Origin of the sequence: Staphylococcus xylosus (assembly GCF_002732165.1) — a bacterium.
Lineage (GTDB): Bacteria > Bacillota > Bacilli > Staphylococcales > Staphylococcaceae > Staphylococcus > Staphylococcus xylosus.
The window spans coordinates 24113-38505 of the sequence record NZ_MRZO01000011.1 but is presented as its reverse complement, the minus strand read 5'-3'; the positions used below and the strand labels follow the sequence as shown (position 1 = coordinate 38505).

The 14393-nt window shown below is 33.4% G+C and carries 16 protein-coding genes and 1 rRNA gene; all 17 read left to right on the top strand.

Annotation, left to right across the window (positions count from 1 at the left end; all coding sequences use genetic code 11):
• Positions 1-95, top strand: a 5S ribosomal RNA gene (gene rrf / locus BTM19_RS12390); the annotation flags it as partial.
• A 714-nt stretch (positions 96-809) separates the two neighbouring features.
• The gene (locus BTM19_RS12380; protein ID WP_058625935.1) at positions 810-2153 is read left to right on the top strand and encodes an aminotransferase class I/II-fold pyridoxal phosphate-dependent enzyme; all 1344 of its coding nucleotides are present in this window, start codon (positions 810-812) and stop codon (positions 2151-2153) included.
• A 1-nt stretch (position 2154) separates the two neighbouring features.
• Positions 2155-2772 (top strand): dTMP kinase, encoded by a 618-nt coding sequence (gene tmk, locus BTM19_RS12375; protein WP_029379191.1) that lies wholly within the window; start codon positions 2155-2157, stop codon positions 2770-2772.
• Positions 2773-2798: 26 nt separating this feature from the next.
• A complete protein-coding gene (locus BTM19_RS12370) occupies positions 2799-3128 on the top strand; it encodes a cyclic-di-AMP receptor (RefSeq protein ID WP_017721994.1) in 330 nt (109 codons plus the stop codon).
• 134 nt (positions 3129-3262) lie between these two features.
• Positions 3263-4189 (top strand): DNA polymerase III subunit delta' C-terminal domain-containing protein, encoded by a 927-nt coding sequence (locus tag BTM19_RS12365; RefSeq protein WP_099265875.1) that lies wholly within the window; start codon positions 3263-3265, stop codon positions 4187-4189.
• Positions 4190-4191: 2 nt separating this feature from the next.
• Positions 4192-4995 carry a PSP1 domain-containing protein gene (locus BTM19_RS12360; protein ID WP_029379193.1) on the top strand — a complete coding sequence of 268 codons (804 nt, stop codon included), beginning with the start codon at positions 4192-4194 and terminating at the stop codon, positions 4993-4995.
• Positions 4996-5010: 15 nt separating this feature from the next.
• Positions 5011-5352: a DNA replication initiation control protein YabA gene (gene yabA / locus BTM19_RS12355; RefSeq protein ID WP_029379194.1), complete on the top strand. Its 342-nt coding sequence runs from the start codon at positions 5011-5013 to the stop codon at positions 5350-5352.
• A 113-nt stretch (positions 5353-5465) separates the two neighbouring features.
• Positions 5466-6191, top strand: a complete 726-nt coding sequence (locus BTM19_RS12350; RefSeq protein WP_058625934.1) for a tRNA1(Val) (adenine(37)-N6)-methyltransferase — start codon at positions 5466-5468, stop codon at positions 6189-6191.
• Positions 6184-6432 carry a GIY-YIG nuclease family protein gene (locus BTM19_RS12345; RefSeq protein WP_029379196.1) on the top strand — a complete coding sequence of 83 codons (249 nt, stop codon included), beginning with the start codon at positions 6184-6186 and terminating at the stop codon, positions 6430-6432. The genes BTM19_RS12350 and BTM19_RS12345 overlap by 8 nt, the downstream gene beginning before the upstream one ends.
• Positions 6433-6435: 3 nt before the next feature.
• The gene (rsmI, locus tag BTM19_RS12340; RefSeq protein WP_029379197.1) at positions 6436-7269 is read left to right on the top strand and encodes a 16S rRNA (cytidine(1402)-2'-O)-methyltransferase; all 834 of its coding nucleotides are present in this window, start codon (positions 6436-6438) and stop codon (positions 7267-7269) included.
• Positions 7270-7608: 339 nt separating this feature from the next.
• The gene (metG, locus tag BTM19_RS12335) at positions 7609-9588 is read left to right on the top strand and encodes a methionine--tRNA ligase (protein ID WP_029379198.1); all 1980 of its coding nucleotides are present in this window, start codon (positions 7609-7611) and stop codon (positions 9586-9588) included.
• 25 nt (positions 9589-9613) lie between these two features.
• Positions 9614-10387 carry a TatD family hydrolase gene (locus BTM19_RS12330; RefSeq protein ID WP_029379199.1) on the top strand — a complete coding sequence of 258 codons (774 nt, stop codon included), beginning with the start codon at positions 9614-9616 and terminating at the stop codon, positions 10385-10387.
• Positions 10388-10521: 134 nt separating this feature from the next.
• Positions 10522-11073: a ribonuclease M5 gene (gene rnmV / locus BTM19_RS12325; RefSeq protein WP_038678812.1), complete on the top strand. Its 552-nt coding sequence runs from the start codon at positions 10522-10524 to the stop codon at positions 11071-11073.
• The gene (gene rsmA / locus BTM19_RS12320; protein ID WP_029379201.1) at positions 11074-11964 is read left to right on the top strand and encodes a 16S rRNA (adenine(1518)-N(6)/adenine(1519)-N(6))-dimethyltransferase RsmA; all 891 of its coding nucleotides are present in this window, start codon (positions 11074-11076) and stop codon (positions 11962-11964) included.
• Between the two features lie 99 nt (positions 11965-12063).
• A complete protein-coding gene (locus tag BTM19_RS12315; protein WP_029379202.1) occupies positions 12064-12327 on the top strand; it encodes a Veg family protein in 264 nt (87 codons plus the stop codon).
• A 355-nt stretch (positions 12328-12682) separates the two neighbouring features.
• Entirely contained in the window at positions 12683-13531 is an 849-nt protein-coding gene (ispE, locus tag BTM19_RS12310) for a 4-(cytidine 5'-diphospho)-2-C-methyl-D-erythritol kinase (protein ID WP_069796888.1), read from the top strand.
• Between the two features lie 19 nt (positions 13532-13550).
• Complete coding sequence (gene purR / locus BTM19_RS12305; protein ID WP_017722007.1) at positions 13551-14375, top strand: pur operon repressor; 825 nt, start codon at positions 13551-13553, stop codon at positions 14373-14375.
• The last annotated feature ends 18 nt before the right edge of the window (positions 14376-14393 follow it).

The window sequence follows — 14393 nt, the reverse complement described above, 5'->3', positions numbered from 1 at the left end:
GGTCACACCTGTTCCCATGCCGAACACAGAAGTTAAGCTCTTTAGCGCCGATGGTAGTCGGACTTACGTTCCGCAAGAGTAGGACGTTGCCAGGCAATTAAAGACCCAATAGGGTCTTTTTTTTATGCGTAAAGAGCTTAACTTCTTCAAAAGTAATTGTCGAGAGGGAAAAGGAATACATGAGCAAAGCTCATGCATAAGTCCCACTAATACAATGAAACATAATTTAATAATAGATTTACGAGTCTATCTTAATAAACTTAGAAGTTAGAATTCAAAAGTGGGACTTTAGAAGCTGACGAACTAAACGAGCGACGAAACGAGCTTACGAGTGGTAAGTGAGTAAGGAGAGCGTGCAAGTGAGAAAAGATGCGAGCGCTTGTCTCACGGCAAGAAAGGTCTTTAGCGCCGAAGGTAGCAGACTTACGTTCCGCAAGAGTAGGAAAAGTGGAATACATGAGCAAAGCTCATGCATAAGTCCCACTAATACAATGAAACATAATTTGATAAGAGATTTACAAGTCTGGCTTAATAAAATTATGAGTTAAAATTAATAAAGTGGGACGTTACAGGCAATTAAAGATCCAATAGGGTCTCTTTTTTTATGCGTGAAGAGCTTAACTTCAACCGAAAATAATTGTCGGTTTTAAAGGAGTACATGAGTAGCTACTCATGTACAAATCCTATTAACCTAATAAAATGATAGTGGTACTTAAAATAGGAAATAACAAGAGCTATATAAGCTTACGAGAAGTTCTTTAAATGTGTTAAAATATAATGAAAATTAAAGTTTGAAAAGTGGGTGTTTTATGTCACTACCATTAAAGAAGAAATTTAATGATTTACTAGAAAGAAAACCGATTTCTATGCATGTCCCGGGACATAAAAATGCGACAATAGGCTATCTTGAACAACTAAAGTTAGAAATGGATATGACAGAAATAACAGGTCTAGACGATCTACATCATCCTGAAGGTGTTATAGCACAAAGCATGAATAATGTGAAAAAACATCCTGATTATGATGCATTTTTTTTAGTCAACGGAACAACATCAGGTATTTTATCAGTAATACAAGGTTTCTCAAATATACAAGGTGAATATGTTATTGCAAGAAATGCTCATAAGTCTGTTTTTCACGCTTTAGATTTAGTCAATGAACCATGTCGATTATTGGGTATGGATATGAGTATAAAAACAAAACAGTATTTAGGACCTCAGCAAAACTCACTGTTTCAACAATTGAAAGATATGAAACTATTAGTTCTTACATATCCTAACTATTATGGGGAATGTTTTGATATCGAAGGGATACTAAAACATACAAAGATTCATCAAATACCTACGTTAATAGATGAGGCACATGGTGCACACTTTAATTTACCAGGTTTCCCAAAGTCTTCGTTGAATTTGGGAGCAGATTATGTTGTACAGTCGTACCATAAAACATTGCCCTCACTAACAATGAGTTCAATTATCTTTATTCATAAAAATGCGCCGCAGCGTGAAAAGGTCTTGAAGTATTTGACGTATTTTCAATCTTCAAGTCCTTCATATCTTCTGATGAATAGTTTAGAGTTAGCACATGACTTTTATGAGAATTATAATACTAATTTGTTTTTTAAAAAAAGAAAAAAATGTATTGATACTATTGAGTCTATAGGTATGCGTGTAGTCGAAGTAAATGATCCGTTGAAGTTGAATATACAATGCACAGGCTATTCAGGTATTGAACTACAGCAATTTTTTGAAAACAAAGATATTTATGTAGAACTTGCAGATGAATATCAAGTCCTATTCGTCTTACCTTTATGGCATGAAGGTGATCAATATCCATTTGAAGACTTAATCGACAGAATAAAACAAATAGAAGTAGAAAAAAGATTTAATAGCATAGATTATGATATGCCTGATTATGAAGTGTGTGGTTTTTATCACCCTGGTGAAATAGCAAAAGTTAAAAGTATAGATATTAATGAAGCTGAAAATCAAATTTTAGCAGTGAATATTGTACCTTACCCACCAGGTATACCAATAATGCTAAAAGGCGAAATAATAACAAAAAATATGATAAAATTAATGAATTATTGGTGTGAACAGCACATAAGAATAGAAGGAATTAAAAAACATAAAATTGAAATTAAGGATGAATAAAATGTCAGCTTTTATAACTTTTGAAGGCCCTGAAGGTTCAGGGAAAACTACTGTCATACAACAAGTAGCAAAAAAATTAGAAAATGAATATGAAGTTGTACTTACCAGAGAGCCAGGTGGTGTGAAGACTGGAGAGCAAATTCGTGAAGTATTGCTTGAAGGAGATGATATGGATGATCGAACAGAAGCGTTATTATTTGCCGCTTCTCGACGTGAACATCTCGTAGGTAAGGTGATTCCATCGTTAAAGAGTGGGAAATTAGTATTATGTGATAGATATATTGATAGTTCCTTAGCTTATCAAGGCTATGCTCGGGGAATAGGAATAGAAGAAGTGAAATCTATTAATGAATTTGCTATTAATGGTTTGTATCCGGATATAACAATTTATCTTGATGTTAGCGTAGAAGTTGGAAGAGAAAGAATCTTGAAAAACCAACGCAATCAAAATCGTTTAGACCAAGAAGATGTAAAATTTCATGAAAAAGTAGTTGAAGGTTATAAAAAAATTATTCATAATGAGTCTGAACGCTTTATGGTAATAGACGCAAATCAAAGCGTAGAAAATGTAGTTAATGCAACGTATGAATCTATCATCAAATACTTAGAAAAATTATGATATAATACTGGGAAGAGGTGTTTAATATGAAAATGATTATAGCAATCGTACAAGATCAGGATAGTCAAGAACTTTCAGATAAACTTGTTAAACATAACTTTAGAGCAACGAAACTTGCAACAACAGGTGGTTTTTTAAGAGCAGGTAATACAACGTTTTTATCTGGTGTTGAAGATGACCGAGTTGATGAAATGCTAAAAGTTATTAATGACACTTGTGGTAATAGAGAGCAGCTTGTATCACCTATAACACCTATGGGTGGCAGCGCAGATTCTTATATTCCATATCCGGTTGAAGTAGAAGTTGGAGGAGCAACGGTATTTGTAATGCCAGTTGATGCTTTCCATCAATTTTAGAATCATGGTTGCTATATATAGTGACCTTTCAAATTACATTTCCACTTAAGACTAAATTGTTATGAACTTAAGTAATGTGCTTTGTAAGGTTACTATGTATAAGCAGCCTTTTTATATAAAGGAGTAACTTTATGATGGATGAGTTAGAAAGACTGACTAAAGCGTATCAATCAAATAAACTGTCACACGCTTATTTATTTGAGGGCGATGATGGACAATCTATGCAACAAGTAGCAATTGATTTTACGAAATTAATCTTATGTGACCAAGACAATCAATGTCAGTTAAAAGTAGAAACATTTAATCATCCAGATTTTATGTATATATCTTCTGAAGAAACTACGATTAAAAAAGACCAAGTAGAACAATTAGTGCATCATATGAATCAACTACCTATCGAAGGTAACTATAAAGTATATATTATTGAATCTTTTGAGAAGTTAACTGTTCAAGGTGAAAATAGTATTTTAAAATTTTTAGAAGAACCACCCGATAATACGATAGCCATCTTATTAACAACGAAACCAGAGCAAATTTTAGATACTATTCACTCTAGATGTCAGCATGTATATTTTAAGCCAATAGATAAGTCTATGTTTATCGAAAGGTTAATCGAACGAGAAATTTCGCGTCCTGTAGCAGAATTGCTAAGTACATATACAACCCAAATTGAAACTGCAGTAGCGTTAAATGAAGAAGCAGACCTGTTGGCATTACGTAAAAGTATTATAAAATGGTGCCAATTGTTGTTAACAAATCGTTCAATGGCGCTGATAGCGATTGTCGATTTATTAAAGCTGGCTAAAAATCGTCGTTTACAGTTAGTTACATTAGCGGCAGTTAACGGTTTCTTTGAAGATGTTGTGCATGCTAAAGTAGGAATGGATGATGATATCATATACCATGATTTACACGAAGAAGTGAAAGGATTTGCTAGCAAACTAACATATAATCAAATTATTTTGATATATGATCAAATAACAGAAGCACATAAAAAATTAAATCAAAATGTTAATCCGATATTAGTATTTGAACAAATTGTGATAAAAGGGGTGAGTTAAAGATGCAAAATGTAGTAGGAATTGATTTTCAAAAATCGGGAAAAATGGAATACTATTCGCCGAAAAATTTCGATTTAAATGTAGGTGATTGGGTAGTAGTTGAATCTAAAAGAGGATTAGAGATGGGGCGTGTGAAATATGCGCCATTAGATGTTGCAGATGAAGATGTAACACTACCTTTAAAAGAAATTGTCCGTCATGCAACAGATGAGGATTTAAGTCAATATGAGCAAAATGAAAAAGATGCCGAAGAGGCGATGACATTATGCAAAAATACGATTCAACAGCAGAGTCTAGAAATGAGGCTAGTGAACTGTGAATTTACATTAGATAAATCAAAAGTAATTTTTAATTTCACATCGGATGAACGCGTTGATTTTAGAAAATTAGTGAAGGTTCTAGCACAAAAGCTAAAAACACGTATTGAGTTAAGACAAATAGGTGTTAGAGATGAAGCAAAATTACTGGGTGGTATTGGACCGTGTGGACGTTCTTTATGCTGTGCTACGTTTTTAGGTGACTTTGAACCCGTTTCTATAAAAATGGCAAAAGATCAAAATTTATCACTTAATCCTACTAAAATTTCAGGGGCTTGCGGGCGTCTGATGTGTTGTCTTAAATATGAAAATGACTATTATGAAGAGGCGCGCGCCCAATTACCTGATGTAGGAGAAGCTATTCAAACTCCGGAAGGCAATGGTAAAGTGATTGGCCTAAATATTTTAGATGTTTCTATGCAGGTAAAGGTTGAAGGACTTGAACAGCCACTTGAATATAAAATGGAAGAATTAGAGACATTAAATTAGGAGGCCCAAATAACATTGAATCGTAGCGACATATTTGAAAAATTAGCGAATTTAGAATCAAATATTAATCAGATCAACACTGATATGGTTAATTTAAAAAAACTTACAGTTGAATTAATTGAAGAAAATGTCGCCTTACAAATCGAGAATGAGAATCTAAAAACATTGATAGATAAAGAAGAACAATCTAAAAATGTAGAACAAGGTAAGAAAACCCCTGTTAAACAACCCCTTCGCAGTAAAGATAATTTGGCTATGCTTTATAAAGAGGGTTTTCATATTTGTAATGGTGAATTGTTCGGGAAACATAGAAAAGGCGATGATTGCCTGTTTTGTCTTGAAGTGTTAACGGAATAAAAGCTGATAAAGAACAAAATCAATAGTGATCATATGTAATTGAGGATGAGCAGTAACGATAGGCTTGATTATTAAGCATCGTTACCTTATCCTCTTTTTTGGAGGTTAGAAAGATGCTTTTAGCAGATGAAAGATTAGATTATTTAACAAAAGAAAATTTGAGAATTATACAAAATGATGAAGTTTTTTCTTTTTCTACTGATGCACTATTACTCGCTCATTTTACAAAAGTTAAAAAGCAAGATACGATTATGGATTTGTGCTCAGGAAATGGAGTTATTCCTCTATTAATTTCAAATAAAGGAAAACATAATATAGATGGTATAGAAATCCAGCAACAACTAGTTGATATGGCACAAAGAAGTATCGCATATAATCAATTAGGTGATAGAATCCATATGTATCATATGGATTTGAAGGAAGCACATCAACAGTTTAAGCCATCACAATATAGCCTTGTCACTTGCAACCCACCATACTTTAAAGTCAATCAACAACATCAACATCAAAAAGATGCACATAAAATAGCTAGGCATGAGATAATGTGTACATTAGAAGACTGCTGTTTAGCAGCTAGACACTTATTAAAACAAGGTGGACGGATGGTAATGGTTCATAGAGCGGAACGTCTTATGGATGTCTTAAGTTATATGAGAGCATATCAAATCGAACCTAAAAAACTCTACTTTGTATATAGTAAACAAGATAAGGTGGCGCAGACAATAGTTGTGGAAGGTAGAAAAGGTGGTAACCAAGGTTTAGACATACAGCCACCATTTTATATTTATAATAATGATGGCACTTATACCGAGGAAATGAGAGAAATATATTATGGATAAACATTATATTTATATAGTTAAATGTAAAGATGGTAGTTTATATACGGGTTATGCAAAAGATGTTACACAACGAGTAGCTAAACATAACAACGGACAAGGGGCTAAATATACGAAAATAAGGCGTCCGGTACAACTCGTTTATCAGGAAATGTTCAATACAAAGTCTGAAGCATTGAAACGCGAGTATGAAATTAAAACATATACACGTCAACAAAAATTAGAATTAATAAGTGAGGGTTAGATTATGTCGACATTATATTTAGTAGGAACGCCTATTGGTAACTTGGCGGATATTACATATCGCGCTGTTGATACTTTAAGAAACGTAGATTTGATTGCATGTGAAGATACAAGAGTGACGAAAAAATTATGTGCGCATTATGATATACAAGCACCGCTTAAATCTTATCATGACCATAATAAAGAACAACAAACAGATTATCTTATTGAACAATTGCAACAAGGTATTAATATAGCATTAGTATCAGATGCTGGTTTGCCACTAATCAGTGACCCTGGATATGAACTTGTCGTTGCAGCTAGAGAAAATGGTATAAGAGTAGAGAGTATACCTGGACCAAATGCAGGCCTAACTGCACTAATGGCGAGTGGCTTACCTTCTTTTACTTATACGTTTTTAGGATTTTTGCCACGAAAAGATAAACAAAAACAATCATATTTAGAACAACGTATGTATGAAAATAGCACATTAATTATTTATGAGTCGCCACATCGTGTGAAAGATACGGTTAAAACAATCCAAAAGATTGATAGAGAGCGGAAGATATCTTTGGGCAGAGAACTGACAAAAAAATTCGAACAAATCGTTACTGACTATGTAGGAAATGTACTAGATCGTCTTAATGATGAAAGTATTCCGACTAAGGGTGAGTTTGTAGTACTTATTGAAGGTGCAGAACCAGTGGAAGACACGACTTGGTTTGAAGATATGTCACTCAAATCACATGTTGATTATCATATAAATCAAGGTTTGAAACCGAAAGCAGCGATTAAACAGGTAGCAGAATTGCGCCAAATGAAGACGAGTGAAGTTTATGATATTTATCATGAAGTTTGAGTATGATAATGAGGATCAAATCATAGGTTGTTTAAATTATTAATTAATACATCTAAGTAAAAAGGTCATACCACAAATTCGAATTTAATCAAGAAAAAAGAGTTGAAAAACTCCCAAAACATGCGTGATTTATGGTAATGTAGATAGGATAGAGATTATTAATCATATTTAAATTATAGCAAAATTAAAACTTAAAAATGCTGGATATGACTAGTATGCTATCCAAAGAATTTTTATGATGATTAACATATAAATCGGAATAGAAATACACATCTGCTTCATTGAAAACAAAAATGAATTTAGATATATTTATAGTGTAAGAATCGAGGAGGAACATTGATGGCGAAAGAAACTTTTTATATCACTACACCAATATATTATCCAAGTGGGAATTTACATATCGGTCATGCTTATACAACAACAGCTGGTGATGTAATCGCACGTTATAAAAGAATGCAAGGCTATGATGTTCGTTATTTAACAGGTACGGATGAACATGGGCAAAAAATACAAGAAAAAGCACATAAAGCTGGGAAATCAGAATTAGAATATTTAGATGAAATGATTGCTGGTATTAAAGATTTATGGCAAAAATTAGAAATTTCAAATGATGATTTTATTCGTACTACAGAAGCACGTCATAAAGAAGTTGTTCAACAAATTTTTGAACGTTTATTAGCTCAAGATGATATTTACCTTGGTGAATATGAGGGTTGGTATTCAGTGCCAGACGAAACATATTACACAGAAACACAGTTAGTTGATCCAGTTTTTGAAAATGGAGAAATTGTTGGGGGTAAAAGTCCGGATTCTGGTCATGAAGTAGAGTTAGTTAAAGAAGAAAGTTACTTCTTTAACTTATCTAAATATACAGACCGTTTATTAGAATTTTATGATGAAAACCCTGAATTTATTCAACCACCTTCACGCAAAAATGAAATGATTAATAATTTTATTAAACCTGGGCTTGAAGATTTAGCAGTGTCACGTACTTCATTTGATTGGGGTATTCATGTTAAATCGAATCCAAAACACGTAGTTTACGTTTGGATTGATGCACTTGTAAACTATATTTCTTCATTAGGTTATCTATCTGATGATGATAGTTTATTTAAAAAATATTGGCCTGCAGATATTCATATAATGGCTAAGGAAATCGTGCGTTTCCACTCTATTATATGGCCAATTTTATTAATGGCATTAGATATACCGTTACCTAAAAAAGTATTCGCACATGGTTGGATACTTATGAAGGATGGAAAAATGAGTAAATCAAAAGGGAATGTCGTAGATCCAAATGTACTTATTGATCGTTATGGCTTAGATGCTACACGTTATTACTTAATGCGTGAATTACCATTTGGCTCTGACGGTGTATTTACTCCTGAAGGATTTGTGGAACGTACAAATTATGATTTAGCAAATGACTTAGGGAACTTAGTGAATCGTACGATTTCAATGATTAATAAATACTTTGATGGTGAATTACCTGCATATCAAGGTCCTAAACATGAATTGGATAAAGATATGGAACAAATGGCACTAGATACTGTGAAGACATTCCACGAAAATATGGATGATTTACAATTTTCAGTAGCACTTTCAACAGTGTGGAAATTTATTAGTCGTACGAATAAATATATTGATGAAACATCACCATGGGTATTAGCTAAAGATGAAGAACAAAAAGAAATGCTTGGCAATGTCATGGCTCACTTAGTAGAAAATATTCGTATTATTGCAGTGTTACTAAGACCATTCCTTACACATGCACCAAAACAAATCTTTACACAGTTGAATATTAATACACCAGAGTTGTTTGAACTTGAAAGTATTAAAACGTATGGTGCTTTAACTGAATCAATCAAAGTGAGTGATAAACCACAACCTATCTTCCCACGTCTAGATAGTACGGTTGAAATTGATTACATTAAAGAATCGATGCAACCTGAAAAGAAAGAGGAAGAAAAAGCAGAAGAGGAAGCTATAGCTAAAGCTCAAATTGATATTAAAGACTTTGATAAAGTAGAAATTAAAGCTGCAACAATTATTGATGCTGAACAAGTGAAGAAATCTGATAAGTTATTAAAAATCCAAGTGGATTTAGATAATGAACAACGTCAGATTGTTTCCGGAATAGCACAATACTACCAACCTGAAGACATTATTGGTAAGAAAGTTGCTGTTGTGACTAACTTAAAACCCGCTAAATTAATGGGTAGAAAATCAGAAGGTATGATTTTATCAGCTGAAAAAGATGGTGTACTAACACTTGTTAGTTTACCAAGCGCGATTCCAAATGGATCAGTAATTAAATAATTACAAATTAAGGAGCGGTTAAGAGATGCTTATCGATACACATGTTCATTTAAATGCAGATCAATATGACGAAGATTTAGAAGCGGTTATTGAACGCGCTAAAGAAAATGGTGTGGATCGCATGTTTGTAGTCGGTTTTGATACACCTACAGTTGAGCGTACAATGGAGCTTATTGACCAATATGAATTTATTTACGGTATTATTGGATGGCACCCTGTTGATGCGATTGATTGCACAGAAGAACGATTAGAATGGATTGAAGCACTTGCGGCGCATCCTAAAGTGATTGGCATCGGCGAAACAGGTTTGGATTATCATTGGGATAAATCACCTAAAGATATTCAGCAAGCGTTATTTAGAAAGCAAATAGCCTTGGCAAAACGCGTTAATCTGCCAATTATCATTCATAATAGAGAAGCAACGCAAGATTGTATAGATATTTTGAAAGAAGAGCATGCAGAAGAGATTGGCGGTATTATGCATAGCTTTAGTGCTTCTCCTGAAATTGCAGATGATGTCATAAATAAATTGAACTTTTATGTTTCTTTAGGTGGTCCAGTAACATTTAAAAATGCTAAACAACCTAAAGAAGTTGCAAAGCATGTACCGTTTGATAGATTATTAGTTGAAACAGATGCGCCATTTTTATCACCACACCCTTATAGAGGTAAGCGTAATGAGCCAGCACGAGTTACACTAGTTGCTGAAGAAATTGCTGAATTACGTGGTGTGAGTTATGAAGAAGTGTGTAAGCAAACAACTGAAAATGCAGAACGATTGTTTAATTTAAAAGCATAAAACATTACAAAAGGTATCGGTCTGAGATAAGACTTAGTTGATAAAATACAGGCTAAGTAGTCATCATAATTTACACCGATACCTTTTTTATTTTTATCTAAAATCGAAGTGAGTAATGAAAGGTGTAACAATAAATGAAGATAAATGAATTTATTGTAGTTGAAGGCAGAGACGATACGGAACGAGTAAAAAGAGCGGTTGAATGTGATACGATTGAGACAAATGGTAGTGCTATTAATCAAGTAACGTTAGAGGTTATTGCACGAGCATTTGAGACAAGAGGCGTCATTATACTTACTGACCCAGATTTCCCAGGTGATAAAATAAGAAATACGATTCAAAAACACATCCCTGGTGTTAAACACGCCTATATCGATCGAGATAAGGCTAAAAATAAGCGTGGGAAAATAGGCGTAGAACATGCTAATGTTGAAGATATTAAAGAGGCATTAATGAATGTAAGCACGCCTTTTGAAGAAGGGCATGAATCAATAAGTAAAGAAGTGTTGATTGACTTAGGCTTACTCGTTGGTAAAGATGCGCGTAAGAAAAGGGAAACGTTAGGACGTAAATTGCATATTGGTCATTCTAATGGTAAACAGTTATTGAATAAGCTAAATGCATTTGGTTATACAGAAGCAGATGTTAGAAATGCACTAAGTGATAATGAGGGAAGTGAAAGTTAAATGGAATATAAAGATATTGCAACACCTACGCGCACCAAAGCATTACTTAATCAATATGGATTTAGTTTCAAAAAGAGCTTAGGTCAGAATTTTTTAATTGATGTGAATATTATTCATAATATTATTGAGGCCAGTGATATTGATGCGGATACAGGCGTAATAGAAATCGGTCCTGGTATGGGGTCGCTAACAGAACAATTAGCTAAAAACGCTAAAGAAGTGGTTGCTTTTGAAATTGATCAACGTTTAATACCTGTACTTAAAGATACAATGGGACCATATGATAATGTAACGGTAATAAATGAAGATATTCTTAAAGCAGATATCGCGCATTATGTTGCTGAGCATTTTTCAAAATGTAAGAAAATAATGGTAGTAGCGAACTTACCATATTACATTACGACACCTATTTTATTGAATTTAATGCAGCAATCATTACCTATTGATGGTTATGTAGTAATGATGCAAAAAGAAGTAGGCGAACGTCTCAACGCAGAAGTCGGCACCAAAGCGTATGGCTCGTTATCAATTGTGGCACAATATTATACAGAAACGAGCAAAGTGCTAACTGTACCTAAAGCGGTATTCTTACCACCACCGAATGTAGATTCTATTGTAGTTAAATTAATGAAGCGCGACACACCGATTGTTACTGTAGATGATGAAGATAAATTCTTTAAAATGACAAAAGCAGCGTTTAGTCAAAGACGTAAAACGATTAATAATAATTATCAAAGTTTATTTGTAAATGGCAAAGCTAATAAACAAATAATACTCGATTGGTTAGAAGCTAGTGATATAGATCCGAGAAGACGCGGCGAAACGCTTTCAATAAAAGAATTTGCACATTTATACAATGAATTGAAAAATTTCCCAGAATTAGAATTTTAAATTATTGACAAGTCCGCTTTACCTTGCTAAAATTGAAATTTTATTTGACAAAAACCCTCAAAATGTGTTATTATACAACTTGTAGCGAGGTGGAGCAATATGCCAAAATCTATTGGAGACATCAAAAATTCACTTGATTGTCAATTAGGGAACAGAATTGTACTTAAAGCGAATGGTGGACGTAAAAAAACAATTGAACGTAGTGGTGTTTTGAAAGAAACATACCCTTCTGTTTTTATTGTTGAACTAGATCAAGATATTTATAATTTTGAGCGTGTATCCTATACATACACTGATGTTTTAACTGAAAACGTACAAGTTTCTTTTGAAGGTGATAATCATCAAGAAGCAATTGCACACTAAATAAAACAAATTTAAATTAAGTTTGGCTCATGATGATGCCTTATTTTTCAATTTAAACTTTAATATGAGAACGAATTTAAATAATAGGTATGTTAGTGTAATGACGCTAGCATACCTTTTTTATTATATTAATATTATTTCATTTAAGAGTAGGTAATAGTTTTATCTACAATAAATAATATTGTAAAATAGTAAGTTAAGAAATATGTTTTTAAATTTTAATTTGGTCCATTTAACGGTTTTTTATTAATAAAGTAGCAATAGAAAATATTAAGTTTTAAAAAACTAACAACGCAATGTTAACAATATGTTAAAATCATTTTATTACCATATCGAATTGGAAGAGGGTGGGAATATGATATATGAAACAGCACCAGCGAAGATAAATTTGACGTTGGACACACTCTTTAAACGAGATGATGGTTTTCATGAAGTTGAAATGATAATGACGACAATTGATTTAAATGATAGATTGTCATTTGAACTACGTAAAGACAAAAAGATAATTGTTGACGTAGAACAATCCTATGTTCCCTCCGATAACAAAAATTTAGCGTATAAAGCTGCAGAATTAATGAAAAAGACCTATAATTTGAAACAAGGTATAACTATTACTATAGACAAAAATATTCCTGTCTCGGCTGGTTTGGCAGGTGGGTCTACTGATGCTGCAGCAACAATGAGAGGGATGAATCGATTATATAATTTAAATCGACCGCTTAAAGAACTATGTGAGTTGGGGATACAGATTGGAACAGATATTCCATTTTGTATTCTAGGGAAAACTGCATTATGTAAAGGTAAAGGTGAAATTATTAAATTTTTAGATAAACCACCTTCTGCATGGGTGGTAGTAGCTAAACCTAATTTAGGTATATCTTCTCCGGATATATTTAAAAAGCTGGACCTAAAGCAACCTTATACTGTCCATACTGAAGCATGTGAAGCGGCCTTGATCGCAGAGGATTATGACTTATTATGTAAAAGTCTGTCAAACCGATTGGAACCTGTCTCGGGTAAGATGCATACAGAAATTTTAAAAATAAAGGCCAACATGCTAGAAAACGGAGCAGATGGCGCTGTTATGAGCGGTAGTGGACCTACTGTTTATGGATTAACACGAAAAGAACGACAAGCAAAGCACGTATACAATGCTGTTAACGGTTGTTGTAATGAAGTGCACATTGTAAGACTATTAGGCTAATTGAGAAGGGATGAATCGAATGCGCTATAAAAGAAGTGAACGAATTGTTTATATGACTCAATATTTAATGAACAATCCGAATAAGTTGATACCGTTAACGTATTTTGTACAAAAATTTAAGCAAGCGAAGTCTTCCATTAGTGAAGATGTTCAAATTATAAAAACAACTTTTCAAAAAGAAAAGCTTGGAACAGTAATTACTACTGCAGGTGCTAGTGGGGGTGTTACTTACAAGCCTGAGATGAGCAAAGCAGAAGCTACAGAAGTTATTGATGAAGTGATAGAACATTTGCAAGAGAAAGAACGATTATTGCCTGGTGGTTATTTATTTTTATCTGATTTAATGGGGAATCCTACTTTATTGAATCGGGTTGGCAAATTAATAGCAACGTTATATATGGATGAGGAGTTAGATGCTATTGTAACGATTGCTACTAAGGGTATCTCACTTGCAAATTCAGTTGCGAATGTACTGAATTTACCTGTAGTTGTTATTCGTAAAGATAATAAAGTGACTGAAGGTTCTACAGTTTCTATAAATTACGTATCTGGTTCTTCTCGAAAAATCGAGACCATGGTGCTATCAAAGAGAACGTTACCTGAGAATTCCAATGTACTTGTCGTAGATGATTTCATGCGTGCAGGTGGTTCAATAAATGGTGTGATGAATTTGATGAATGAGTTTAAAGCACATGTTAAAGGGGTATCGGTACTAGTAGAATCAAAAGAAGTTAAGCAAAGATTAATTGAAGATTATACTTCCTTAGTTAGATTATCTGATGTAGATGAATACAATCAGGAATTTAAGGTGGAACAAGGCAACAGTTTAACTAAATTTTCTTAAAGGAGCGATTTCGACATC

What these genes read in the sequence shown, in the direction of transcription:
- BTM19_RS12380 (WP_058625935.1), top strand. Translation starts at nt 810, where the DNA reads ATGTCACTACCATTAAAGAAGAAATTTAATGATTTACTAGAAAGAAAA.
- tmk (WP_029379191.1), top strand. Translation starts at nt 2,155, where the DNA reads ATGTCAGCTTTTATAACTTTTGAAGGCCCTGAAGGTTCAGGGAAAACT.
- BTM19_RS12370 (WP_017721994.1), top strand. Translation starts at nt 2,799, where the DNA reads ATGAAAATGATTATAGCAATCGTACAAGATCAGGATAGTCAAGAACTT.
- BTM19_RS12365 (WP_099265875.1), top strand. Translation starts at nt 3,263, where the DNA reads ATGGATGAGTTAGAAAGACTGACTAAAGCGTATCAATCAAATAAACTG.
- BTM19_RS12360 (WP_029379193.1), top strand. Translation starts at nt 4,192, where the DNA reads ATGCAAAATGTAGTAGGAATTGATTTTCAAAAATCGGGAAAAATGGAA.
- BTM19_RS12350 (WP_058625934.1), top strand. Translation starts at nt 5,466, where the DNA reads ATGCTTTTAGCAGATGAAAGATTAGATTATTTAACAAAAGAAAATTTG.
- BTM19_RS12345 (WP_029379196.1), top strand. Translation starts at nt 6,184, where the DNA reads ATGGATAAACATTATATTTATATAGTTAAATGTAAAGATGGTAGTTTA.
- rsmI (WP_029379197.1), top strand. Translation starts at nt 6,436, where the DNA reads ATGTCGACATTATATTTAGTAGGAACGCCTATTGGTAACTTGGCGGAT.
- metG (WP_029379198.1), top strand. Translation starts at nt 7,609, where the DNA reads ATGGCGAAAGAAACTTTTTATATCACTACACCAATATATTATCCAAGT.
- BTM19_RS12330 (WP_029379199.1), top strand. Translation starts at nt 9,614, where the DNA reads ATGCTTATCGATACACATGTTCATTTAAATGCAGATCAATATGACGAA.
- rnmV (WP_038678812.1), top strand. Translation starts at nt 10,522, where the DNA reads ATGAAGATAAATGAATTTATTGTAGTTGAAGGCAGAGACGATACGGAA.
- rsmA (WP_029379201.1), top strand. Translation starts at nt 11,074, where the DNA reads ATGGAATATAAAGATATTGCAACACCTACGCGCACCAAAGCATTACTT.
- BTM19_RS12315 (WP_029379202.1), top strand. Translation starts at nt 12,064, where the DNA reads ATGCCAAAATCTATTGGAGACATCAAAAATTCACTTGATTGTCAATTA.
- ispE (WP_069796888.1), top strand. Translation starts at nt 12,683, where the DNA reads ATGATATATGAAACAGCACCAGCGAAGATAAATTTGACGTTGGACACA.
- purR (WP_017722007.1), top strand. Translation starts at nt 13,551, where the DNA reads ATGCGCTATAAAAGAAGTGAACGAATTGTTTATATGACTCAATATTTA.